This is a genomic window from Bifidobacterium amazonense, assembly GCF_018555435.2.
Taxonomy (GTDB): Bacteria; Actinomycetota; Actinomycetes; order Actinomycetales; family Bifidobacteriaceae; genus Bifidobacterium; species Bifidobacterium amazonense.
This window is the reverse complement of the sequence record NZ_JAFEJT020000033.1, coordinates 1-24,648: the sequence shown is the minus strand read 5'-3', so window position 1 is coordinate 24,648 and position 24,648 is coordinate 1. Positions and strand designations below refer to the sequence as shown.

21 protein-coding genes and 1 tRNA gene are annotated in these 24,648 nt (G+C 64.5%); 19 read left to right on the top strand and 3 right to left on the bottom strand.

What is annotated here, in order from left to right; all coding sequences use genetic code 11:
- The first annotated feature begins 23 nt into the window (after nucleotides 1–23).
- Together JS533_RS08475 and JS533_RS08470 are read left to right on the top strand one after the other, a co-directional pair.
- Nucleotides 24–560 (top strand): peptidylprolyl isomerase, encoded by a 537-nt coding sequence (locus tag JS533_RS08475; protein ID WP_241513997.1) that lies wholly within the window; start codon nucleotides 24–26, stop codon nucleotides 558–560.
- 239 nt (nucleotides 561–799) lie between these two features.
- Entirely contained in the window at nucleotides 800–1,879 is a 1,080-nt protein-coding gene (locus JS533_RS08470; RefSeq protein WP_241513996.1) for a CPBP family intramembrane glutamic endopeptidase, read from the top strand.
- 113 nt (nucleotides 1,880–1,992) lie between these two features.
- On the opposite strand, the gene JS533_RS08465 is transcribed toward JS533_RS08470, so the two are convergent.
- Nucleotides 1,993–2,838 carry a Cof-type HAD-IIB family hydrolase gene (locus tag JS533_RS08465; protein WP_241513995.1) on the bottom strand — a complete coding sequence of 282 codons (846 nt, stop codon included), beginning with the start codon at nucleotides 2,836–2,838 and terminating at the stop codon, nucleotides 1,993–1,995.
- 318 nt (nucleotides 2,839–3,156) lie between these two features.
- Between JS533_RS08465 and JS533_RS08460 the strand changes: the two genes are divergently transcribed.
- The 9 genes from JS533_RS08460 to JS533_RS08420 all read left to right on the top strand — a co-directional run bounded on the left by JS533_RS08460 (nucleotide 3,157) and on the right by JS533_RS08420 (nucleotide 14,926).
- Nucleotides 3,157–4,305 carry a M20 metallopeptidase family protein gene (locus JS533_RS08460; RefSeq protein ID WP_241513994.1) on the top strand — a complete coding sequence of 383 codons (1,149 nt, stop codon included), beginning with the start codon at nucleotides 3,157–3,159 and terminating at the stop codon, nucleotides 4,303–4,305.
- Nucleotides 4,306–4,381: 76 nt separating this feature from the next.
- On the top strand, nucleotides 4,382–6,079 hold the full coding sequence (locus JS533_RS08455; protein WP_241513993.1) for an NAD+ synthase: 1,698 nt from the start codon (nucleotides 4,382–4,384) through the stop codon (nucleotides 6,077–6,079).
- An 86-nt stretch (nucleotides 6,080–6,165) separates the two neighbouring features.
- The gene (locus JS533_RS08450) at nucleotides 6,166–6,390 is read left to right on the top strand and encodes a hypothetical protein (RefSeq protein WP_241513992.1); all 225 of its coding nucleotides are present in this window, start codon (nucleotides 6,166–6,168) and stop codon (nucleotides 6,388–6,390) included.
- A 105-nt stretch (nucleotides 6,391–6,495) separates the two neighbouring features.
- Entirely contained in the window at nucleotides 6,496–8,868 is a 2,373-nt protein-coding gene (gene pflB, locus JS533_RS08445; protein ID WP_241513991.1) for a formate C-acetyltransferase, read from the top strand.
- Between the two features lie 149 nt (nucleotides 8,869–9,017).
- Nucleotides 9,018–9,899, top strand: coding sequence for a pyruvate formate-lyase-activating protein (gene pflA, locus JS533_RS08440; RefSeq protein WP_241513990.1), 882 nt, complete (start codon nucleotides 9,018–9,020; stop codon nucleotides 9,897–9,899).
- Between the two features lie 137 nt (nucleotides 9,900–10,036).
- Nucleotides 10,037–10,639, top strand: coding sequence for a DUF3000 family protein (locus tag JS533_RS08435; protein ID WP_241513989.1), 603 nt, complete (start codon nucleotides 10,037–10,039; stop codon nucleotides 10,637–10,639).
- Nucleotides 10,611–11,915 carry an HRDC domain-containing protein gene (locus JS533_RS08430; protein WP_241513988.1) on the top strand — a complete coding sequence of 435 codons (1,305 nt, stop codon included), beginning with the start codon at nucleotides 10,611–10,613 and terminating at the stop codon, nucleotides 11,913–11,915. The genes JS533_RS08435 and JS533_RS08430 overlap by 29 nt, the downstream gene beginning before the upstream one ends.
- A gap of 53 nt (nucleotides 11,916–11,968) precedes the next feature.
- Nucleotides 11,969–13,369, top strand: a complete 1,401-nt coding sequence (tig, locus tag JS533_RS08425) for a trigger factor (protein ID WP_241513987.1) — start codon at nucleotides 11,969–11,971, stop codon at nucleotides 13,367–13,369.
- 168 nt (nucleotides 13,370–13,537) lie between these two features.
- Complete coding sequence (locus JS533_RS08420) at nucleotides 13,538–14,926, top strand: chloride channel protein (RefSeq protein WP_241513986.1); 1,389 nt, start codon at nucleotides 13,538–13,540, stop codon at nucleotides 14,924–14,926.
- Nucleotides 14,927–15,047: 121 nt separating this feature from the next.
- Here the strand turns inward: JS533_RS08420 and JS533_RS08415 are convergent, their stop codons facing one another.
- The gene (locus tag JS533_RS08415) at nucleotides 15,048–16,208 is read right to left on the bottom strand and encodes a sensor histidine kinase (RefSeq protein WP_241513985.1); all 1,161 of its coding nucleotides are present in this window, start codon (nucleotides 16,206–16,208) and stop codon (nucleotides 15,048–15,050) included.
- Complete coding sequence (locus JS533_RS08410; RefSeq protein ID WP_241513984.1) at nucleotides 16,205–16,888, bottom strand: response regulator transcription factor; 684 nt, start codon at nucleotides 16,886–16,888, stop codon at nucleotides 16,205–16,207. The genes JS533_RS08415 and JS533_RS08410 overlap by 4 nt, the downstream gene beginning before the upstream one ends.
- Nucleotides 16,889–17,763: 875 nt before the next feature.
- On the opposite strand from JS533_RS08410, the gene JS533_RS08405 reads away from it, so the two are divergent.
- From JS533_RS08405 to JS533_RS08370, 8 genes are all read left to right on the top strand, one after another.
- Nucleotides 17,764–18,507, top strand: coding sequence for a hypothetical protein (locus JS533_RS08405; protein WP_241513983.1), 744 nt, complete (start codon nucleotides 17,764–17,766; stop codon nucleotides 18,505–18,507).
- 110 nt (nucleotides 18,508–18,617) lie between these two features.
- Nucleotides 18,618–19,613 carry a hypothetical protein gene (locus JS533_RS08400; protein ID WP_241513982.1) on the top strand — a complete coding sequence of 332 codons (996 nt, stop codon included), beginning with the start codon at nucleotides 18,618–18,620 and terminating at the stop codon, nucleotides 19,611–19,613.
- Between the two features lie 110 nt (nucleotides 19,614–19,723).
- Nucleotides 19,724–20,263: an ATP-binding cassette domain-containing protein gene (locus JS533_RS08395; protein ID WP_241513981.1), complete on the top strand. Its 540-nt coding sequence runs from the start codon at nucleotides 19,724–19,726 to the stop codon at nucleotides 20,261–20,263.
- A complete protein-coding gene (locus JS533_RS08390) occupies nucleotides 20,260–21,390 on the top strand; it encodes an ABC transporter permease family protein (RefSeq protein WP_241513980.1) in 1,131 nt (376 codons plus the stop codon). Before JS533_RS08395 ends, JS533_RS08390 begins: the two co-directional genes overlap by 4 nt.
- 113 nt (nucleotides 21,391–21,503) lie before the next feature.
- A complete protein-coding gene (locus JS533_RS08385; RefSeq protein ID WP_241514005.1) occupies nucleotides 21,504–22,109 on the top strand; it encodes an ATP-dependent Clp protease proteolytic subunit in 606 nt (201 codons plus the stop codon).
- Between the two features lie 5 nt (nucleotides 22,110–22,114).
- Complete coding sequence (locus JS533_RS08380; protein ID WP_241513979.1) at nucleotides 22,115–22,837, top strand: ATP-dependent Clp protease proteolytic subunit; 723 nt, start codon at nucleotides 22,115–22,117, stop codon at nucleotides 22,835–22,837.
- Between the two features lie 111 nt (nucleotides 22,838–22,948).
- On the top strand, nucleotides 22,949–24,280 hold the full coding sequence (clpX, locus tag JS533_RS08375; RefSeq protein ID WP_241513978.1) for an ATP-dependent Clp protease ATP-binding subunit ClpX: 1,332 nt from the start codon (nucleotides 22,949–22,951) through the stop codon (nucleotides 24,278–24,280).
- 242 nt (nucleotides 24,281–24,522) lie between these two features.
- A tRNA-Arg gene (locus JS533_RS08370) sits at nucleotides 24,523–24,596 on the top strand.
- Nucleotides 24,597–24,648: the final 52 nt, after the last annotated feature.

Below are 24,648 nucleotides of genomic sequence, written 5' to 3'. Positions count from 1 at the left end.
AGCCTCTGCCACACTGGTGCGCTATGAGTACCATCGTTATGCACACCTCCGAAGGTGACATCAAGATCAACCTGTTCGACGACGAGACCCCGGTCACCGTCAAGAACTTCCTCGGCCTCGCCACCGGCGAGAAGGAGTGGACGGACCCGTTCACCGGCCAGCCGTCGCACGAGCCGTTCTACAACGGCCTGACGTTCCACCGCATCATCAAGGACTTCATGATCCAGGGCGGCTGCCCGCTCGGCAACGGCACCGGCGGCCCGGGCTACGACTTCGACGACGAGATCGTCCCCGATCTCAAGTTCGACCGCCCGTACCTGCTCGCCATGGCGAACGCCGGCCTGCGCCGCGGCCGCGACGGCAAGATCCACGGCACCAACGGCTCGCAGTTCTTCATCACCACCGTGCCGACCCCGTGGCTCGACGGTCACCACACGATCTTCGGCGAGGTCGCCGACGACGAGTCCAAGAAGGTCGTCGACAAGCTCGAAGCCGTGCCGACCGACCGTTCCGACGCGCCGCTCGAACCGGCCGGCATCCTGTCGGTCGACGTGCTGTGACGCATCTGATGTGCAGGCAGTCGCTCGGACGATAGGCGTGCGCCCGAGATTGTGGCCCCTCCCGACAAGGAGGGGCCACAATCGTATGCGCCCCGTGTTTGCCGTTCATTCGCCGTCCGTTCGCCAGCTGTTCGTCGACACGTGACGACAACCGTTGGCGCGGCGTCGACGACCGTGCTGTACTTGGAGTACGGCATACGCCGCGTGGTACGTATGTAACGTGCGAGAAGGGATCCATCATGAGCAACGTCACCCCGCCATCGTCCGACATACCGCCGTTGCGACCGCAACGTGCGAACTCGGCCCGTCTCCATCGTGCGCTGCTGGGCGACACGCTGCCGGTCCGCCAATACGACCTGCTGACCGACGACCATCCCTGCCGCTGGTACGATCCGCGGGAAACCCTGCGCGTGCGCGCATGGTCGCGCGGCATGGCGTTCGTCGGCATCCTGCTGGGCGTGATGATCGCCGTGTCGTTCATCGGCGTCGTCGTGATCACCGTGGGCGAGACGATAGGCGGATCGGGGGAGCCGGGCCTGGATATTGACGTCGCGTCGTTGCGCGGCTCCTCGCCGATGGCCGTGCTGAGTTCGATCGCCGAACTGATCGCGGCCGTCGTGGCGTATCTGATCGTCACGCTCGTCATGGAGCGGCGTCGGCCGCCGGTCGAGCTGTCGCCGCGTCGCGCGTTCGGCGTGATTCGCGGCATGATCGCCGCGTTCGTGTGCATCGCCGTGTGCATCGGCGTGATCGCGGTATTCGGCGGCTATCGGATCGTCGGATTCGATCCCGGATACAATCCGTGGGCCGATCTGCTGACGTTGGGATTCACCGCCGGCATCGCCGAGGAGATCATGATGCGCGGCATCCTGCTGCGGCTCACCGAGGAGTCGCTCGGCTCGTGGGGTGCGGTGATCCTGTCCGCGTTCGTGTTCGGCATCATACACTGGAGCAACCCGGACGGCACCCTGTGGGGCGGGATCGCCATCGCCATCGAGGCCGGGCTGCTGTTCGGCGCGATCTATCTGGCCACACGCTCGTTGTGGTGGTGCATGGGATTCCACTTCATGTGGAATATCGCCGAAGGGCCGATATTCGGCTCGATCGTCTCCGGTACGGGGGAGCAGGGCTCATGGCTGGTCGCGCGGTGGAGCGGGCCGGACTGGCTCACCGGCGGCTCGTTCGGCCTTGAGGCGAGCATCGTGCCGGTCATTGTGCTCGGTGGCGTTGCAATCGCGCTGCTCATTCATCTACAGCGGCATGGGCTGATGCTCGACCCCATCAAGCAGCGCAAACGTTGGCTCGGCATTCTCGACTGACGGCGTCGACGTCCGGCGGATCATGCGAATCATGATGGCTGTGCCCCGCAACCGAATCCGATTGCGGAGCGCAGCCATCATCCTGTTCCGCCTCGCGATCTTAGGATTAGGATTTAGAGGATGCCGAAATGGAGGAGGGCGTTCATGATGCCGTCGTGGTCGACGTCGTCGGTGATGTAGTCGGCGGCCAGCTTCGCCGGCTCGGTGGCGTTGCCCATCGCCACGCCGAGGCCGGCGAACTCAAGCATCGCCGCGTCGTTGCCGCCGTCTCCGAACGCGATCGTCTGTTCTCTCGTCCAGCCGTAATGGCGCATGAAACGCTTCATGCCCTCCGGCTTGCCGCCGTCGGCCGGAATCAGATCGGTGAAGTCCGGGTGCCAGCGAACGCCCTTGACGTTGCGGCACAGCGCCGTCACCTCGGCCTCCTGTTCGAGCGTGATGTACGGGCTGATCTGGAACGTCTCATACTCGAGCGTGCGTGCGTGAGGATCGTCGATGTGCACGGCCGGCGCCGTCTTGCCCAATTGCGCCCACGTGCGACGCATCGAATCGGTGACCTGGTTGAAGTACACGTAGTCCTTCTCGCAGAAGTTCGCCACCACATCCGGGTGCGCGTCCAGCCAGCCGATCACCGTGGCGATGTCGTCCGGATCGAGCGACTCCTTTTCGAGGAATCCGGTGTCGTCGAAGCAGTACTGGCCGTTCAGGCCCACGATGCCGTCGAAATGCACGGGGATCATGTCAAGCACCACCGTCATGTGCGAGGGGGCTCGTCCGGTGCAGATGAACACCCTGACGCCGCGATCCTGCAGCATATGCAGCGCGCGGACGGTCGAATCCGGCACGATATGCGTGACGAAACTGGTGAGGGTGCCGTCGATGTCGAAGAACGCGGCGCGGATGTCCCGGCCGCCGGTCTCGTCGTGGGGCGCATCCGTCGTGATGTCCGTCATGGTCATGGCAAAACCTCCGCCTGTCTGACACGTCCGCGCCGTGCGGACGTCACGCTTCCAGTGTAGTGAACCGGAGCCGACGAATCGGAGGATCGGCAGGGACGGAACGGACGTCATGCGTGGCCGCCGGCCGCTCGTCGAACGCGTTATAAGCAATGCGTATAGGCGAGATCGGCCCGTTGCGCGAAGGCCGGAGGAGAACGGCGTAAGGTAACAGGCAGATGATGCCGCACGCCGCGGCGACGCGACGGAACGGATGTCGTCGGGTCGTCCGCGTCGCGGGCGTCAGCCGCGTCCCATCAAGCACGGAAACGGAGCACAGCCATGACCGAACACATCACCGCAGGCGACGATCTGATCGCCATCCGCCACTATCTGCACCAGCATCCCGAACTGAGCTTCAAGGAATACGAAACCACCAAGTACCTGGCAGACCAGCTGCGCGAGCACGGCATCGAAGTGCTCGACAGCGGTCTCGACACCGGACTGGTCGGCCTGATCGAAGGCGCGAAGCCCGGCCCGCGCATCGCGCTGCGTGCCGACATCGACGGCCTGCCCATCCATGAGGACAGCGGGCTGCCGTTCACCTCGCTCAACGACGGCGTGATGCACGGCTGCGGCCACGATCTGCACATGTCCGGACTGCTCGGCGCCGCGTTCTGGCTCGCCGAACACCGCGATCGGATCGCCGGCAGCATCAAGATCCTCTTCCAGCCCGCCGAAGAGCAGGGCATCGGCTCGCGCGAGGTGCTCGCCGCCGGCGTGCTCGACGACGTCGAGGCGATCATCGGCACGCACAACAACCCCAACTACAAGCCCGGCGAGATCGCCATCGGCCCCGAGCCGATGATGGCCGGCTGCGTCAAGTTCGACGTGACGCTGCACGCGCAGGGCACGCACGGCGCCTATCCGCAGAAGGGCACCGGCCCGATCGAGGCGCTCGCCTCGATGATCCTGTCGCTGCAGACCATCGTCAGCCGCAACGTCTCCCCGCTGCACGCGGTGGTGCTGTCCATCACGGCCGTGCGAGGCGGCGACGTGTGGAACGTGATTCCGGCCGAGGCCGGCTTCAAGGGCACCGTGCGCTTCTTCGAGAAGGGCGACGAGCCGCTCGTCCACAGCCGTTTCGAGGCCGTGGTGAAGCATACCGCCGAGGCGTACGGCATCGATGCCGACATCGACTGGGACTGCATCCAGCAGCCGCTCGTCAACGATCCCGAACTCGGCGAGGCCGTCGCCGGCGAGGTCGGCGACTACGCGACGCTCAAGACGATCATCCCGAGCATGGCGGGGGAGGACTTCACCGAATACGTCGCCAAGTCGCGCCTCGTGTTCGCGTTCATCGGCTCCAACGGCGAGCCGGGATGCGCCGACTGGCACAGCCCGCATTTCGTCGGATTGGATGCGGCCGTCGAGCCGACCGTGAACTTCTACGTCAACGCCGCATTCAAGGTGCTCGACGAGCTCGCCTGACCCGGCGGACGCGCCGGCGCGGGCGAACCGTGCCGCGCCGGCACGAACTACACCGGACGAACTACACTGGGCAGGTATGACACAGATTCGCTTCGCACTCGCCCAGATCGACACCTGCGTCGGGGATCTTGACGGCAACGCCGACAAGATCATGCGCTACGCGCACCTCGCCGCCAAGAATAACGCGCAGGTCGTCGTGTTCCCCGAAATGACGCTCACCGGATACCCGATCGAGGATCTGGCGCTGCGCCGCACGTTCCGCCGCGCGGCCTGGGACAAGGCCAACTGGCTTGCCACCGAACTCGAGGCCAACGGGCTCGGCGACCTGTACGTGGCCGTCGGCACCGTGGGCACCGACCACGCGTCCGACAAGCCGCGCAACCGCATGGTCGTACTGCACGACGGCGTGGTGTGGGCCGGCTACGACAAGCACTTCCTGCCCAACTACGGCGTGTTCGACGAGTTCCGCATCTTCGCGGCCGGCGACCGGTCCGTCGTGCTCGACGTGGACGGCGCGCGCATCGGCGTGGCCATCTGCGAGGACATCTGGCAGGACGGCGGACCGGTCGCCGACCTCGCCGAACGCGGCATCGACGTGCTCATGACGATGAATGGCTCGCCGTACGAGGAGGGCAAGACGCACGTACGTCACGAGCTCGCCGCCCGCCGCGCCGCCGAAGTGCACGCGCCGGTCATCTACGTCAACCAGGTCGGTGGACAGGACGACCTCGTCTTCGACGGCGGCAGCTTCGTCGTCGACGCCGACGGCACGATGCTCGTCCGTTCGCCGATGTTCATGGAGCATCTCGGCTTCTTCGACCTCGACACGACCGCCGCGCGTCAGTCGGCCGGAGAGATCGCGCCCGAACTCGACCCGGACGAGGAGGTGTACACCGCCTGCGTGCTCGGTCTCAAGGACTACATGGCCAAGAACCGGTTCCGCGGCGTGTGCCTCGGCCTGTCCGGCGGCATCGACTCCGCGCTCGTGGCGGCCATGGCCGCCGACGCGGTGGGCGGCGAGAACGTGCAGGGCATCTCCATGCCGAGCATGTACTCGTCCGACGGCTCTAAGGACGACGCGGCCGACCTCGCGGCCAACATCGGCGCCAAATACGACGTCCAGCCGATCGAGCCGCTGTTCGTCGCCTACCAGAAGCAGCTCGACCTCGACGGCGTGGCCGCCGAGAACCTGCAGGCGCGCATCCGCGGCGTCATCGTCATGGCCTATTCGAACTCCAAGGGCCTGCTTGCGGTGGCCACCGGCAACAAGTCCGAACTGGCCTGCGGCTACTCGACGATCTACGGAGACGCGGTCGGCGGATACGCGCCCATCAAGGACCTGCTCAAGACCCGCGTATGGGAGCTGAGCCGTTGGCGCAACCGCGCGGCCGCCGCCGGCATGGGCATCGGCGGGCTGCATATCGTCGGCAACGAGCAGGGAGATCCCGGCAAGCCTCTCAGGAACGGCGTGATGATCCCGGTCAGCTCGATCGAGAAGGCGCCGAGCGCCGAACTGCGCCCCGGGCAGAAGGATTCCGACTCGCTGCCCGAATACGAGCTGCTCGACAAGGTGCTCGCCGCGTACATCGAACACGCGCACGGCCGCGCCGACCTGCTGGCCGATGGCTTCGACGAGCAGACCGTCGACACGGTGATGCGACTGGTGGACCGTGCCGAATGGAAGCGCCGCCAGTACCCGCTGGGACCCAAGGTCACCGCGCTCGCGTTCGGCCGCGACCGTCGCCTGCCGGTGACGAACGCGTTCCGCGAGTAATGGAGTGATGATCGCAGCATGATACGGCCGCGCACGTTCCCGACCAGAGGATATGTGCGCGGCCGTTCGACGAAGAAGGAGTGATGATGAGCGACAAGGAATGGTATTTCAACACCGTCACCGAACAGCCCGAGCTGGGCAAGCTCTCGCCGATCGGACAGCGCATGGGGCCGTATAAGACCCGGCAGGACGCACTCGACGCATGGAAGATCGTCAAGGAACGCAACACCGTATGGGACGAGCAGACGCGCGAGTGGAACAAGTGGGGATCCGGCGCGGGATCGTCCGTGAGCGATAACGATCAAATGTGAGAAAGCTCACGCGTTCGCCCCTCCCGTCCCCGCGCCGACCCCGCTACAATCAGTAACCGTACAGCGGCGACGAAGAGGCGCCGAAACGCACCACCAAGGAGTGACATGACAGCAGTCGAGAATGCAGTCTCTCAGGAAGAGCTCGAGGCCAAGGCCTGGGCCGGCTTCACCGAGGGCAACTGGCAGAAGGACATCGATGTCCGCGACTTCATCCAGAAGAACTACACGCCGTACACCGGCGACGAATCCTTCCTCGCCAACGCGACCGAGCGCACCAAGCACCTGTGGAAGTACCTCGACGACAACTACCTGGCCGTCGAGCGCAAGCAGCGCGTCTACGACGTGGACACCCACACCCCGGCCGACATCGACGCCTTCCCGGCGGGCTACATCGAGTCCCCGGAGGAGGACAACGTGATCGTCGGCCTGCAGACCGACGAGCCGTGCAAGCGCGCCATGATGCCGAACGGCGGCTGGCGCATGGTCGAGCAGGCCATCAAGGAGGCCGGCAAGGAGCCGGATCCGGAGATTAAGAAGATCTTCACCCGCTACCGCAAGACCCACAACGACGGCGTGTTCGGCGTCTACACCAAGCAGATCAAGATCGCCCGCCACAACAAGATCCTCACCGGTCTGCCGGATGCCTACGGCCGTGGCCGCATCATCGGCGACTACCGTCGTGTCGCCCTGTACGGCGTCAACACGCTGATCAAGTTCAAGCAGCGCGACAAGGACTCCGTGCCGTACCGCAACGACTTCACCGAGCCGGAGATCGAGCACTGGATCCGCTTCCGCGAGGAGCACGACGAGCAGATCAAGGCCCTCAAGAAGCTCATCAAGCTCGGCGCCGAGTACGGCCTCGACCTGTCCCGCCCGGCGCAGAACGCGCAGGAGGCCGTGCAGTGGACCTACATGGGCTACCTCGCCTCCGTCAAGAGCCAGGACGGCGCCGCCATGTCCTTCGGCCGCAACTCCGCGTTCTTCGACTGCTACATCCAGCGTGATCTGGACAACGGCGTGATCGACGAGACCCGCGCCCAGGAGCTCATCGACAACATCGTCATGAAGCTGCGCATCGTGCGCTTCCTGCGCACCAAGGACTACGACAACATCTTCTCGGGCGATCCGTACTGGGCGACCTGGTCCGACGCCGGCTTCGCCGACGACGGACGTCCGATGGTCACCAAGACCTCGTTCCGTCTGCTCAACACGCTGACCCTCGAGCACCTCGGACCGGGCCCGGAGCCGAACATCACCATCTTCTGGGATCCGAAGCTGCCGGAAGGCTACAAGCGCTTCTGCGCCAAGATCTCCATCGACACCTCGGCCATCCAGTACGAGTCCGACAAGGAGATCCGCTCCCACTGGGGCGACGACGCCGCCATCGCCTGCTGCGTCTCCCCGATGCGCGTCGGCAAGCAGATGCAGTTCTTCGCCGCCCGCGTCAACTCCGCCAAGGCCCTGCTGTACGCGATCAACGGCGGCCGTGACGAGATGACCGGCATGCAGGTCATCGACAAGGGCGTGATCGACCCGATCAAGCCCGAGGCCGACGGCACGCTCGACTACGAGAAGGTCAAGAACAACTACGAGAAGGCCCTCGAATGGCTGTCCGAGACCTACGTGCAGGCGCTGAACATCATCCACTACATGCACGATAAGTATGCGTACGAGTCCATCGAGATGGCCCTGCACGACAAGGAGGTGTACCGCACCCTCGGCTGCGGCATGTCCGGCCTGTCGATCGCGGCCGACTCGCTGTCCGCCGTCAAGTACGCCAAGGTGTACCCGATCTACAACAAGGACGCCAAGGACCTGCCGGGCCACGAGTACGAGTACGTCGAGGGCGCCGATGATGATCTGGTCGTCGGCTACCGCACCGAGGGCGACTTCCCGATCTACGGCAACGACGACGACCGCGCCGACGACATCGCCAAGTGGGTCGTCTCCACGGTCATGGGCCAGGTCAAGCGCCTGCCGGTCTACCGCGGCGCCGTCCCGACCCAGTCCATCCTGACGATCACCTCCAACGTGGAGTACGGCAAGAACACCGGTTCCTTCCCGTCCCGCCACAAGAAGGGCACCCCGTACGCCCCGGGCGCGAACCCGGAGAACGGCATGGACTCCCACGGCATGCTCCCGTCGATGTTCTCGGTCGGCAAGATCGACTACAACGACGCGCTTGACGGCATCTCGCTGACCAACACGATCACCCCCGACGGCCTCGGCCGCGACGAGGAGGAGCGCATCGGCAACCTGGTCGGCATCCTCGACGCCGGCAACGGTCACGGCCTGTACCACGCCAACATCAACGTCCTGCGCAAGGAGCAGCTCGAGGATGCCGTCGAGCACCCGGAGAAGTACCCGCACCTGACCGTGCGCGTCTCCGGCTACGCGGTGAACTTCGTCAAGCTCACCAAGGAGCAGCAGCTCGACGTGATCTCCCGTACGTTCCACCAGGGCGCCGTCACCGACTGATCACGGCGGACGATAGCCTGAGCGTGAACGACACGCGGTAGCCGAAGGGGTGGGGCCGGCGAGCCCCGCCCCTTCTTTCATGTCCTCCCCATCGTCCCCGCCCACACGGGACCGGGGGAGGGCCTACAAGACTTTTCAGGAGGACAACGATGCCCGACACCACGCAATTCCGCACCACCACCAGACACATGCTCAAGGAGTCGAAGACCTACGCCAGCCAGACGCTCATGGGCGGCCTGTCCGGCTTCGAATCCCCGATCGGCCTCGACCGGCACGACCGCATCGACGCGCTCAAAACCGGCGACATCGGATTCGTGCACTCGTGGGACATCAACACCTCCGTGGACGGCCCGGGCACGCGCATGACCGTGTTCATGTCCGGCTGCCCGCTGCGCTGCCAGTACTGCCAGAATCCCGACACGTGGAAGATGCGCGACGGCCAGCCCGTCTACCTCGACGCGATGATCAAAAAGGTCGATCGGTACAAGGATCTGTTCAAGGCCACGCACGGCGGCATCACGTTCTCCGGCGGAGAGTCGATGATGCAGCCCGCGTTCGTCTCCCGCGTCTTCCGCGCGGCCAAGGAGATGGGCGTGCACACCTGCCTCGACACGTCCGGCTTCCTCAACAGGAACTACACCGACGAGATGATCGACGACATCGACCTGTGCCTGCTCGACGTCAAGTCCGGCGACGAGGAGACCTACCACAAGGTCACCGGCGGCCTGCTGCAGCCGACCATCGACTTCGGCCAGAGGCTCGCGAAGGCCGGCAAGAAGATCTGGGTGCGTTTCGTGCTCGTGCCGGGGCTCACCTCCTCCGAGGAGAACGTCGAGAACGTGGCGAGGATCTGCGAGACCTTCGGCGACGCGGTCGAGCACATCGACGTGCTCGGCTTCCACCAGCTCGGGCGGCCCAAGTGGCACGAGCTGCGCATCCCGTACCCGCTCGAGGACCAGAAGGGCCCGAGCGCGGCGATGAAGCAGCGGGTGACCGAACAGTTCGAGTCCCACGGATTCGTCGTCTACTGACTGTCCGCTGACGGCGTGCCGGTCGGCCGCGGATCGTCCGCCGACACGCCGTCGCTTCGCGAATCGGCCGGAAAAATGCACCGTCCGTGCGCGTGCCGATGCCGTGCAAAGACGCGCGTTGCACGTAGTCTGGATGCATGGCTGAGATCTTCGCTTTCCCGGCGGCGACGAGGCCCGGCGACGAGGCCGTACCGACCGGGCGACCCGACGGCGTGCCGGATGAGATGTGGCATGCCGTCGAGTCGGTGCGCGCGATGAGGCGCGAGCCGACGGTGCGGTACCGTGAAATGCCGGTCCCCGAATCCCTCGCCGATTTCGGGATCGGCGTCGAACTTGCGGCCCCCGCCGCCGCTCCCACGGCCCGCGGATGGATCATGCTGCTGTATTCACGCGCCTTCCGCGTCGACTGGCAGTCGCGCTGGCGATGCGTCGCGTTCGCCGCCATACCGTTGGAGACACGCGAGAACGACGGTCTGGCACCGGCCATGTACTGGGACGACATGTGCGGGCATCTACGGCTCGTGCGGCCGGCGAGTCTGGGCGGCACGGTGACCGTCACGCAGAGCACGTCGTTCGGCACGCTGGAGGGTGAGACTTCGGTCGGTTGCGAAATGCGGGTATCATGGACGCCGCTTGAAGATACCGATGGCGGAATGGACGCGGGAGACCAGATACGGTCATGGGCCCGGTTCGTCGGTTCCGCCGCTCGCGATGAGGAGGATCCGACCGTTGAGCGATGAGCCGAGGCTGCAGTCCGAACCAAGGGACGGCGTTCCCGACGTCACGTCGACCAGACGCGGTTTCGAGGCCGTATGCGAACGATTCGCCGCCGCCGCGGGATCCGTGGCCGCCGATGCGGAACGCGCCTCGGGATACCGTTACGGGCACGAGGATTGGCTCGTCCAGTTCAAACGTGAGGGCGCCGGCATCGCGCTGCTCGACCCCGTGGCCCTCAATGAGGACGGCGTCGACTGGAACCGGTTCAACGAGGCGGTCCGTGGAGCGACGTGGATCATCCACGATTCGCTGCAGGACCTGCCCGGCTTCGCCGATCTGGGCCTGCGACCGGACGCGCTGTTCGACACCGAGATCGCGGCGCGGCTGCTCGGGCTGCACCGCTTCGGACTGGCCGCCGTCACCGAACGCTATCTCAACGTCACGCTGGCCAAGGAGCATTCCGCCGCCGATTGGTCGTACCGTCCCCTGCCGCGCGACTGGCGCAACTATGCGGCGCTCGATGTGGAGCTGCTCATCGAGCTCGAACGGCTCATGCGCGCCGATCTCAAGCGGCAGGGCAAGGAGGAGTGGGCCGAGGAGGAGTTCGCCCACGCGCTGAGCGAAGGCACCGGCCCGCAACGCGAGCATCCGGTGCCGTGGATGCGCATCTCGCGCATCACCGTGCTCAGCCACGACCGCCGTGGTCTGGCCATAGCCAAGGCGCTGTGGGAGGAACGCGACCGTCTCGCCCGACGCTACGACATCGCGCCCAGCCTGCTGCTCGCCGACTCGTCGATCATCGAAGCCGCGGTCGGCAAGCCGCGCAACGCACGCGAATTCCGTGCGATTCGCTCGCTCAACGAGCGTGTGCGCATGCACACCGGCGGCGAACAGGACAAGATGTTCGAACGGTACGCGCCCATCCAGCGCAAGGTCAAGCCGTCCGTCTGGCGCGACGTGATCCGCGACGCGCTGGCGTTGCGGGCGGACGACCTGCCGACCATGCCGGTCGTGCGCAACGACGACGGGCAGGGCAACGCGCCACGCTCGATGAAGATCTGGGAAAGCCGCCATCCGCGGCGTGCGGAGACGCTCAAACGCGTGCGACGGGTCGTCAACCAGATCGCCGAGGACACACGCACGCCCCCCGAGATCATCATCCGCCCGCAGATCATCCGTAACCTGTGCTGGACCGACAATCCCCGCGGCAGAGACGTGGCCGCGTTCCTGTCCGAGCAGGGCGCGCGCGACTGGCAGGTGAAACTCATCGCCGCGTCCGTGAGTAGGGTTATCATGTAACGGTTGCCCTCAGGGCAGAACTATGACAGTACGACTTTTCAGGAGCGTTTAGCGTGAAGATCAGCGTCAGGAACCTCGAGCCTACCAAGGTGAAGCTCACCATCACCGTCGAGCCGGAGGAGTTCAACCCCTTCCTCGACGAGGCCCGCAAGGAGATCGGCAAGCAGGTGAACATCCCCGGCTTCCGTAAGGGCCACGTGCCCGGCAAGATCATCGACCAGCGCGTCGGCTTCGCGGCCGTCGCCGGCGAGGCCGTGAACAACGGCGTGCCGGAGCTCTACTCCCAGGCGCTGGACGAGAAGAAGATCCGCCCGATGGCCCAGCCGGAGATCGACGTGCAGGAAGTGCCGGCCTCCGCCAAGGACGAGACCAAGCTCAAGTTCGTCGCCACCGTCGAGCGTCGTCCCGACATCGAGCTCCCGGAGCTCGAGGGCCTGACCATCGACGTGGCCAAGCCGGAGATCACCGACGAGGACGTGGCCAAGCGCCTCGAGACCCTGCGCCAGCGCTTCGGCACCCTCGTGGGCGTCGACCGTCCGGCCGGCAAGGGCGACTTCGCCAACATCGACCTGACCGCCGAGATCGACGGCGAGACCGTCGAATCCCAGGAGGGCGTCAGCTACGAGCTCGGCTCCAACACCATGCTCGACGGCCTCGACGAGGCGCTCGACGGCCTGTCCGCCGGCGAGGAGACCACCTTCGAGGGCACGCTGGAAGCCGGCGACCACGAGGGCGAGAAGGCCCAGGTCAAGGTCAAGGTCAACACCGTCAAGGCCGAGGAGCTCCCGGAGCTCAACGATGACTTCGCCCAGGACGCCTCCGAGTTCGACACGCTGGACGAGCTCAAGGCCGACATCCGCAAGCAGCTCGAGCAGGACAGCGAAGCCCGTCAGGCCACCGAGGCCCGCGACGCGTTCCTCGCCAAGCTGGCCGAGGGCGTCGAGATCCCGGTCCCGAAGGGCGTGAAGGCCGACGCGGTCGCCGAGCACCTCAAGTCCATGACCCCGGATCCGGAGAAGGCCACCGACGAGCAGAAGACCCAGGCCGAGGAGGCCGCCGAGAAGGAACTCAAGGACCAGATCCTCCTCGACACCCTCGCCGAGAAGCTCGACGTCAAGGTCTCCCAGGCCGACGTGTTCAACTTCCTCGCCTCCATCGCCCAGCAGTACGGCATGGATCCGAACGCGTTCATCAACGCGATCGTGAAGAACGGCCAGCTCGGCTCCGCCGTGGCCGAGGTCGGCCGTTCCAAGGGCCTGCTCGCCGGCATGCGCGCCGTGTCCTTCACCTCCGCGGGCGAGCCGCTCGACCTGAGCGCCTTCCTCGGTGAGGACGAGGCCGTCGAGGACGCCGTGGAGAACGAGAGCGTCGAGGCCGCCTCCGCCGCCGCTGCCGTCGCCGACGAGATCGCGAACGACAAGGCCGACGAGGCCCCGGCCGAGAACGCCGAGTGACGCTGACCCGATAGGGCTGTAGTGTGTTGTGAAAAGGCTTGGAATCCCAGTGATTCCAAGCCTTTCCCATTATGTAGTGGCGTTGGGCATCGGGCGTCGGCGTCTGCGTTCGAACATGGCGCATGGCCGGCGGCCCGGTGACGGGCCGATGATGAACAGGGGAGAGGGATGACGAAGACCACAGGTTCCGTGGATTGGAAGCGTATCGGATGGATGGCGGCCGCGGCGCTGCTGCTCGGTGCGGTGATCGGCGCCGGCGCCGGTCTGTTGACGTTGCTGCTGTACGGCATCGAGCGGCTGATGCTCGGCTACGTGGAGGGCTCGGCCGCGCCCGGCCCGTTCGCCGTGCCTGCGGTGCGCCGCGCGGTGTCGGTGACGGTCGGCCTTGCGATTGCCGGCGTGATCTGGTGGCTGCTGCGCACGAAGACCACGAAGGTGCCGTCCGTCAAGAAGGCCGTCGCCGGGGACCGCATGCCGATCTGGCAGACGCTCGTGCACGTCTGCCTGCAGATCTTCATCGTCGGCACCGGCGCGTCGATCGGCCGCGAGGTCGCGCCGCGCGAACTCGGCGCGATGCTCGCGCAGCGGTTCTGCGACCTGTTCCATCTGGATGGCATCGACCGTCGCACAGTCGTCGCGGTCGCGGCCGGAGCCGGTCTGGGCGGCGTGTACAACGCACCGTTCGCCGGCATGTTCTTCGCCGTGGAGATCCTGCTCGCCGACGTCGCGATCGAGAACGTCGCGTTCGGACTCGGCATGTCCGCCACGGCCGCGTTCGTCGCATCCAGCATCAAGGGACGGCATGTCTTCTACGATATCTCGTCCATGCAGGATTCGATCACGCCCACGCTGATGCTCGCCGCACTGCTCATCGGCGCGGCCTGCGGCGTCGCCGGCGCATGGTTCCGCCGCGCCTCGGCATGGGCCGAATCGCACAAGCCGAAGGACACGGCGATCCTGTGGCAGATGCCGCTGGCCGGCGTGCTCACCGGTCTGATCGCCATCGGCGTGCCGCAGGTCATGGGCAACGGCCGCGCCGCCGCACAGCTTGGTTTCAGCACGCTTTCGCCGATGGGAGCCCTTGCGTCCGCCGGCGGTGCGGACGATGGCGGCAATGCGGTGATCGTCGCGGAACAGTCCGTGTCGGCGGGGGATTCACCGGTCTCGCCGTGGACGCTGCTGGGCCTTGGCGATCACCAGTCGCAGCTCGCCGTCGTGCTGCTGGTCCTGGTCGTCACGCTGCTTGCCAAGGCCGTGGCCACGCTGCTCACGATCCGCTCCGGCGCGTCCGGCGGCGTGCTCCAGCCCGGCATCGCGATCGGTTCGATGATCGGCGCGATCATCGGCGTGCTGTGGACGATCGCATTCCCCGCCGACTCGGTCACCGCCTGCGCCCTCATCGGCGCTGCCGCGCTGCTGTCCGCCTCCCAGCAGGCCCCGCTCATGGCCATGTGCCTCGTACTGGAGCTGACCGCCGCCCCCAGCACCTTCTACGTCCCCGTCACGCTGGGCGTCGCCGTCTCCGCGGTCCTGTCCCACCAGCTCCTGCGCAAATAGGCGAAACGGGTATCCCTGTCGATCTTGATAAGCTCCGGCACCGTAAGCGACTATTTCGACCATTCTACCGCTCGGATCGCAGCCTAACGCGGTGATTTGCAGCAGATCGGTGCCGGCAATGCTATGCGTGATGCGACGGGACGGGAATGAATGCGCGGAGACTCCAGGTTCCGTCTTCGGCATTGCATTCCAGCATGCCGCCGAGATCGTCCAGATGACGATGCTGCAGGGACAGGCCCTTATGTGAGCCGAGAGGCTTGGACCCGTTACGGCGGACCGCGTTGAACTGGCGAATCTCGATGCCGTCCGGACAGGCGCTGACGAAGATCGCATACGTTTGTGCCGGATCGGCGTGCAATGCGATGTTCGTGTACAGATGCTGAACGAATCGGGCTATGTCGTGCATGCGTCGCTCGCCGTCCCTCATGCGATGAAGATCGTCATCGCATGTGCCCTGTCCGTGGAAACCCAGCGACCTGAGATATTCGTCGCCGCGGATGATCTGTTCGTCGACACAGTCATACAACGTATCGTCGGCGGTCCGCACGGAGTCCCGTCCGTTTTCCAACGTGTCCATGACCGTGCGGATGCCTGCCAGTGATGATGTCGCGATCCGATCGATCAGCCTGAACGTCCGCTCTTCGGACGAGTTGCCGGCCATGCCGCTTTGCGCCAGCAATATGATCTGGGTGAGCTCCTGCGCCGTGGAATCATGGATGGTTCTTGCCATGGATTCATTGCGGCGTTGGGTCTCCAGCTGGTCGTTCAGCAGACGGTTCTCGTACATGAGTCGGGTGCGCTCGCTGTCATTGCGTTTGTACCTGATGATGAAACCCGTTGCGCCGGCTATGCAGAATGACATCATCAGCGTGACCGAGCCTGACGGGGGCACGATGTCGGTGCCGTAGTACAACGTTTCGGCGATGCGCGAGACCGCGATCAGAATCAGCGATGCCACGGTGAACCCGACGGCATTGCAGTAGGCCATGATCCCCAGCGACAGCCACACGCCCCAGAACATCGCCGGGCCGTTCGGATCGGGAATCAGATGGGCGGTCACATACGCAAGACAGATGACGAACGCACACCAATGGGGAAGGCGGAACGGCAGCACGCACAGGGCGCATACCGTAAGTACGTACAGCAGCACGAACATCGGCGTCCGTGGAGGATTGAACAGTAGGTCGACGAACATCAGCGCCACGGTGATCATGGCCAATGCCAGCATCACCGGATGTCGGATCGCATGATGCACGGTGCCCACCCAATGCGGTTCGGTCATGACTGCCTTCTTTGCTGCATCCACATGATGGAGGCGTCCAGTTTGCTTGAGGCGCCCAGTTTGGCGATGGCATGCCGGATGTGCGTTTTGACGGTGGGTTCTGATTTTCCCAGTATTTCGGCGATTGCCTTCGATGTCTTCCCCTCGGCGCATAGGTCCATCACCTGCCGTTCCGTCGCAGACAGCAAAGTCGTCCGCGTCAGAGCCTTCGACAGTCTGTCATAGGCCTTCTGCGGCGCGTCGAAGGTGTCCCGGATCGGCATCTCGCCGTGAATCCAAGCTCGGATGACGTTCGTCATGGTTGCCGTATCGGCCTTGTCCAACAGTGCCTGCGCGCCCGATTCCTTGGCGATGGTTCGATACCTATCCAACGAGTGCGCGGTCATGCACAACAGAATGACATCGGACGTCCTCTCCCTGATGCTCCTGCAGACCCGGTCGCCTGGTAGTCCGTCCATATCCATATCCACCAGCAACAACGTTGGCCTGGTGGCGTGCGCAAGGCTGTTCGCCACGGCTTCGTTCCCGTCACGGGTCGACCATATGACGGGAATCTCCGGCAGGACCGCGCGCATCATCGCACGCAACGCGATCAGGGTAAGCGGATCGTTGTCGGCGAAGGCCATCGAGAGCCCCGGTCTGACATCGGGTTCCTGCGAATCGACGTGTTCGAACTGCATGGTTTCTCCCTCTGCTCTGATCCATGATAGGTCGTCGGGCCCCTCCGGCAGGAGAACATCCTGACATGCGGCATCAGGCCGGGTTATGCAGATTGTGGGCCCTTCGTGTTTTGGCGTGTATGGGGTTCGTTGTGACGGGTGTTTTGTGACGGGTGTCCGTTCGGTTTCGGAATCGCGCTGCGCGTGACGCCGGAAACCGTGAGTACCTGTCGTCGACGCGGCGGAATGGTCGAAGCGTCGGCGGGGCGTCACGCTGATCTGTGTCAACGTCGGTGTTGATGCCGACTTCGGTGTCGGCTTCGATGTGCGCGCCACTTCGAAAAGTATGGTTTACGCCCACGATGGGTGTGTGGAAGGGACGCGGGGGATGATTGGGATTTGGTGTTGTGGGCGTAGACGGGATCTTTGCGGATGCCGTTGACGGCACGCGGACGGAAGGAGCCGGGTGATGCGCCGGATCGTGGGTATAAACGGGATATGACGTTCGTCGGATTGTGGGTGGTTTCGGACATCGTGGGCATAGGCCGGTCACGTAGGGGCCCTGCGAGGCCTCTTCATGACAGGTCTATGCCCACAATCCCATGCCGCGGCGGTTTTACATCCACGATCGGCCTGTGGCCGGCCCACGATTGACAGTCCACGATCGACTGCCTGGCCATATACCGGTCAACGACCGGCAACCGGCAACCATGCCCCGAAACAGACGCCAACCATCCGGCCAGCCCGGACACCTGTCGCAGCTAACCCTATACCCGTCGCAATGCGAAGAGCCGGATTTCATGGTCCCATCATCTTTTCGATGAGCGCATTTGCTTCTCATGTGTTGCCGGATAGCATGAATATACCTTTTCAAAGCGGAATAAGGGGTGACGAACATGAGCATTGTGAAGACGAGGATCATCGGACTATTGGTGTTCGTTCTGTCGTTGAGCGTGTGTTGCGGCTGCGGGGAGTCGTCGTCATCCTCGGACGATGCGGCGGCGATCGCCGGCGTCAAGGGCAGCGTGACGGTGGACGGTTCCGCGGCGCCCTCCGGTTCCCAGCTCACCTACATGGGATACACGGATACCGTGGAACTCAATGACTCGTATGCCAGGCTTTTGGAGAAGGACGCGGAATGGCTTGATTCCGATTACATTCGCGAGGTCGCCAAAGACGGAAAGATCACGGCTGACGAAATGAATGAGGCGGAACGGCGTTCGATCAGCTGTTTTTCGGGATACGGACTCAAGGTCGGTGTCGACTACTGGTTCGGAAGCGACGACAGCGGCATGATCGAGAAGGACAACGATCGGTATACGCAGGATCAGCGTTCGGACATCGACACGACATGCGGTCTGGATCTCGGATACGACAGCATCAAGAAAATCTATTACAACGCCTTATACAATCCCGACAACGTGGATCTTGAACCATATCGGTTCCAATGCTATCAGGAGCATGATCTGTTGGACGGGTCGTATACCTATTCCCAATTCGAACAACTGGTGGAGGACGGCAACAGTCCATTGGCCGGCATCGCGTCCTTGGATGACGGCAGCCCCACGCGCCGACAGTTCGATCAATGCGTTGCCGACCCGTTGCACAACATCACCGATTCGCCGGTGAAGGGCAAGTGAATGCGATGATCCATGGGCGGAGGCGAACAGCGTCGAACGTGAACGGGAATCAGCCTGCAAGCCGGACGGAGGAACGACGCCATTGGTACCTGGGCAGACAGATGACGGCAATGCTGGCCGTCGCCTGCCTGATGCTCGGTGCCGGCGTCACGGCGATCGTAATGGCACCACGCCTTCCGCAGGCGTTGTCCGGTACAGATCCGAATGCGTCGATCGCCATCGAGCACAGACAGACGGACGACGCGCGCACCATCACCATCGACGCGGAAGAGGTCTCCATGCCTCCGGTGACCGCGCCCCGTTCCGGCATGATCACCCAATCGGACTGCAAGCCCGGCGCCGTGCTGAAATCAGGCACATCGATCATGCGGATCAACGGTCGGAGCGTACTCATGCTGGCCACCGAACAGCCGTTCTGGCGAGACCTGTCGGTAGGAGACCGCGGTGATGACGTCGCATCGCTTAACAAGGCATTGACGATGATCGGCGTGGGCGATATCTCAGGTGACACGGTCACCGACGCCACCATACAGGCGTTCCGCACCGCGTCCGAGAAAGCTGGCAACACGTTGCCGGACGGATATACGACGATCGATACCGGTGACGTGGCATGGCTGCCCGTCGACGGGACAAGCGTGTCGGCTTGTCCTGCGACGGTCGGACAGGATATCGCAAGAGGGCAGACGCTTGTCGAACTGCCTGCCGCCGCCGGGTCCGCCAAGGCGGAGAGCCTGCCGACCGGCGTTGCGTCGGGGGAGCGCGTGGTGCTGGCCGGTGACCAGAAGCTGGACATCAGCGAGACCGGAGACATCGACGACCTTGCGGCGTTTTCGCGTTCCGCGCCGTTTCTGTCGAGCGGCGCGCAGCAGGGAGTACGCAAGGTGAGCGTGCAATGGGCGTTGAAAACGCCGGTGGACGTCGGCGTGGTACCGGCCTCCGCCATCGGGACGATGGACAACGGGCAGCCATGCGTGGTGATCGACGGTGACAGCCGGCCGGTGCGGATCATCGGTTCGATGCTCGGCCGTTCATACGTTCAGACGACGGACGGCGAAGTGCCCGATGGCAACGTGAGGCTCAAGCCCGATGCCGGGGGATGCTCATGAACGAGAATGGCATGTACTCGCCGCAACGAGACAAGGAACATTCGGAAACATATGTGGAACTTCGGAATCTGGGACATGCATACGATGCAAACCGGTTCCTGTTCCGTCACGTGAACGCTAGATTGGAAGCCGGCCGCGTGCACGCGTTGGTCGGTCCCTCCGGATGCGGTAAAAGCACGATGCTGGCGATCCTTGCCGGATGGCTGAAGCCGTCGGAAGGCGCCGTGGAGGAGCGCGGCATCCGCTCTTTCAGCTGGGTGCCGCAGCAGCCGATCGGCGTGGCCAAACGAAGCGTGCTCGACCACGTCGTACTGCCGCTGATGATACACGGTCTGCCGCGCAAAACCGCAGAAAACCATGCGTGGCAGATGCTGCGACGGTTCGGGCTGACGGACATCGCGACACACGACTACGGCAGCCTGTCCGGTGGCGAGGCGCAGCGGCTGATGCTCGCCCGAGCCGCCGCCACCTCCTGCGATATGCTCCTGATCGATGAGCCGACCGCGTCGCTCGACCGAGTCAGCGCCCGCACGGTGATTTCCTGCATCCAAGGATTGTCATCGCGGGGATGCGTCGCGATCGTCGCCACACATGACGGCGAGCTGCGTGACGCGTGTGACGACGTACTCGACCTGGGAGCATTGGAATGAAACGAATACGTAAGGTCCCCGGCCATCGATTCCGGCCATGGACATGGCCGCTGTCGGAGGCTGCGCGCGATCTGCGGGAATCGGTCGTCAACCCGTTGCTATGGTTTGTGGTTGCGACGGCGATACTGCTGCTGCTGTGTGGCGGATCCGATGCGCTCAACGTGCGACAGATGCTCGACAGGACCAGCGCATATCGACAGGCGGGCGGCGACATGATGATCATCGAGTCACCGGGGAACATCAGCGGTACCGCGTGCGATAATCTGTCCACCATCGCCGGCGTACGGTCCGCCATCGCGCTGCGCGTCGCCGGACCGGTCACCGCACTGGCCTTGCCGGACGCACCCTACGTGGCATACGAGACCTCCGCCGATCCGACGGTGATATTCGATGTCAACGGTCGATCCGGAATGGTCATCGCGCGCAAGATCGCCGACCAGTTGGGGCTCGGCGTCGGAGACGAGCTGCATATGGGCAACGGCGGTGACGCCGTTGTCACCGGCATCTATGATTGGCCGAACGATGGCCGTCAACCCCAGTATGCGAGCGTGGTCCTGATCGACGTCCCCACGACCGAACGGGACAGCATGTTCGACAGCTGCTGGGTGCGTGCATGGCCGATGAGCGAAGCGATGCGCGATGCGCTCGCCGCCACGGTCGCTGATTTCGACATGACGGCTCCGGGCGCGACCAACATGCCGGTTCCCACGAATCTCAATCCCATGCTGTCGGCGCCTCCGTCGGCCGACGACTATGCCGACCGTCCGAGCCGGTTTGCGCCTTGCGTGGCGATGCTGCTGCTCGCCGCAGTCGGGGCGTCTGCCGTGCGTATACGACGTGTCGAACTGGCTATGGAACGCCACTTCGGTGCAAACGTGGCACAGATCGCCCTGCACATCATGACGACGGCCGTCGGATGGCTGCTGCCCGCATGTCTGGTCTCCGGCGGCCTGATCGCGTTGGTGCTTGCGCCCGTTGCGGACGGCATGATGGATGCGTTCCTGATCTGGATCGACGTGGTGTTGCGCGGACTGGTCGCCGGCGTCTGCGGTGCGATGCTCGGCGTCATCGCCGCGGCGGCCACGATCCGTGCCGACTCGCTGCCCCGTCTGGTGCGGGAGCGGTGAACCGCTATGCGGGTAGCCGAAAAGGGGCGGCGCGGGCGGCGGCGGTCGCTTTGAACGGGTAATGTAGCTAGACGTAATGTTTTATGAGTCAAGGAGATAAGGTGGCAGGTTTCATGACACCCTCACCCACGATGGGCGACGGCGACGCCCCGTCCATGGTGGATCCGATTTTCAACCGGTTGCTCAAGGACCGCATCATCTGGATGGGCGAAGAGGTCAAGGATGATATGGCCAACCGCATCTGCGCCCAGATGCTGATGCTCGCGGCCGAGGATCCGAAGAAGGACATCTGGCTGTACATCAACTCGCCGGGCGGCTCGATCACCGCCGGCATGGCCATCTACGACACCATGCAGCTCATCGAGCCCGACGTGGCGACCGTGGGCCTGGGCATGTGCGCGTCGATGGGCCAGTTCCTGCTGAGCTCCGGCACGCCGGGCAAGCGTTTCCTCACGTCGCACGCCCGCGTGCTCATGCACCAGCCGTCCGGCGGCATCGGCGGCACCACCACCGACGTGCGCATCAACGCCGAGCTCATCATGGACATGAAGAAGACCCTCGCGGAGCTGACGGCCAAGCAGACCGGCCACACCGTCGAGGAGATCTACCGCGACAACGAGTACGACCACTGGTTCACCGCGCAGGAGGCGCTGGACTACGGCTTCGTCGACAAGATCGTGTCCACCCACGACACGATGAGCGCGCAGGAAGGGGAGTGAGCATCATGGCATCCGAGGAAGCGAAGTTCGTCCAGCGCGCCGAGCGTCTGGCCGGTCAGGCCGGCGTGGTCGGCTTCATGCCGGCCGCGGCGCGCGAGGCCGCGTTCGCGGGCCGCGTGGCCGCCGCCATGCCGCAGGACCGCTACATCCTGCCGCAGTTCAGCGAGAAGACGCCGTATGGCATGAAGACGCAGGATCCGTACACCAAGCTGTTCGAGGACCGTATCATCTTCATGGGCGTGCAGGTCGACGACACGTCGGCCGACGACATCATGGCCCAGCTGCTCGTGCTCGAAAGCATGGACCCGAACCGTGACGTGATGATGTACATCAACTCGCCCGGCGGCTCCATGACCGCGATGACCGCGATCTACGACACCATGCAGTACATCAAGCCCGACGTGCAGACCGTGTGCCTCGGCCAGGCCGCGTCCGCCGCCGCGATCCTGCTGGCCGCCGGCGCCAAGGGCAAGCGTCTGATCCTGCCGAACGCGCGCGTGCTCATCCACCAGCCGGCCATCGACCAGGGCTTCGGCAAGGCCACGGAGATCGAGATCCAGGCCAAGGAGATGCTGCGCATGCGTGCATGGCTGGAGGACACGCTCGCCAAGCACACCGGTCAGGACATCGAGAAGATCCGCAAGGACATCGAGGTCGACACGTTCCTGACGGCCCAGGAGGCCAAGGCGTACGGCATCGTCGACGAGGTGCTCGAGCACCGTTCGTGAGTTTCGCCATGGATACCCTCAGCCGGTTTTCGGCCGAGGGTATCTTTGTATGCGGCCGCATTGCGGCGCGATCGATATCGTGGCCGCCAAGACCAAGGACAAGGAAGTGATATGGGACGCGTGGTGAGCTACAACGAGGACGTGCCGCGCTGCACGTTCTGCGGCAAGACCGAACATCAGGTGCACAAGCTGGTGGCCGGCCCGACCGCCGCGATCTGCGACGAGTGCATCGAACTGTGCGTCGAGATCATCTCCGAGGAGCGGCGCCGCGGCGCCGACGTGAACGCGCTGTCCCTGCCCAAGCCCGCCGAGATCAGCGACTATCTCGACCGGTACGTCGTCGGGCAGCCGGCGGCCAAACGCACGCTGTCGGTGGCGGTCTACAACCACTACAAGCGCGTCAACATGGAGCTGCGCGAATCCGCGTCGCAGCTGGGCGGCGACGGCGCGGGCCTTCCTTCGCGTCGGGGACGCAACGCCGACCCTCTTGACGAGGTCGAGGTCGCCAAGTCGAACATCCTGCTGCTCGGTCCCACGGGCGTGGGCAAGACCTATCTGGCGCAGACGCTCGCGCGCGTCATGAACGTGCCGTTCGTCATCACCGACGCCACCACGCTCACCGAGGCCGGCTATGTGGGCGACGACGTGGAGACCGTGCTGCAGCGGCTCATCGAGGCCGCCGACGGCGACGTCGAACGCGCGCAGCACGGCATCGTCTACATCGACGAGATCGACAAGATCGCGCGCAAGTCGGGGGAGAACACCTCCATCACGCGAGACGTGTCCGGCGAGGGCGTGCAGCAGGCGCTGCTCAAGATCCTCGAGGGCACCATCGCCTCCGTGCCCGTGGAGGGCACGCGCAAGCACCGGGACCAGGAGACCGTGCAGATCGACACGCGCGGCATCCTGTTCATCTGCGGCGGCGCGTTCGTGGGCCTTACGGACATCATCGGACGGCGTCTCGGCACCCGTTCCAGCGGGTTCGGCACGGCATGGCACGACCATGAGATCAGACCGGAGGAACTGCTCGCGCAGGTGAACGCCGACGATCTGGCCGATTTCGGCCTGCTGCCCGAATTCATCGGCCGTCTGCCGGTCGTGAGCGTGCTGGACGAGCTGACCGAGGACGATCTGGCGTGCATTCTCGTCGAACCGCGCAATGCGCTGGTCAAGCAGTATCGCAAGATGTTCGCCGCGGACGGCGTGGACCTGGCGTTCACCGAGGAGGCCGTGCGCGCGATCGCCTCGATCGCGATCCGGCAGGGCACCGGCGCGCGCGGACTGCGTTCGATCATCGAACGGACGCTGGAGGAGACGATGTTCGAGCTGCCGAGCCTTGACGACGTCGATCAGGTGATCGTCGACGCCGCCTCGGTGCGCGGGGAGGGACGGCCGAAGTACGTTCGGGCCGATACCGCCCAACTGCGCCGGATCGCGCGGTGACGGCGATGCCGCCGGCCGCCTTGTCCGCCGTGATATTGCAATGTTGCGATGATCCGTTGCCTGTTGCGTATCGCTGGCGATGCGGGACGACCGGAGAGCCGAATGATGCCGATGCCGTGTTTTTGGCGGAATTCCGCCGTTTATGACGGTTTCTTCTCGCTCTCGACTGCCGCGACACGCCGATTTTGCATCGTCGGGGAATCCGTTGTATTCTCTTCGAGTTGTCAAAAACAAGACAACATGCGCCAGTAGCCCAGCGGATTAGAGCAGCTGACTACGGATCAGCAGGTCGCAGGTTCGAATCCTGTCTGGCGCACACCTCTTGCCACAAGAGGTAAAAGAGTGGCGTTGCGCCAGTAGCCCAGCGG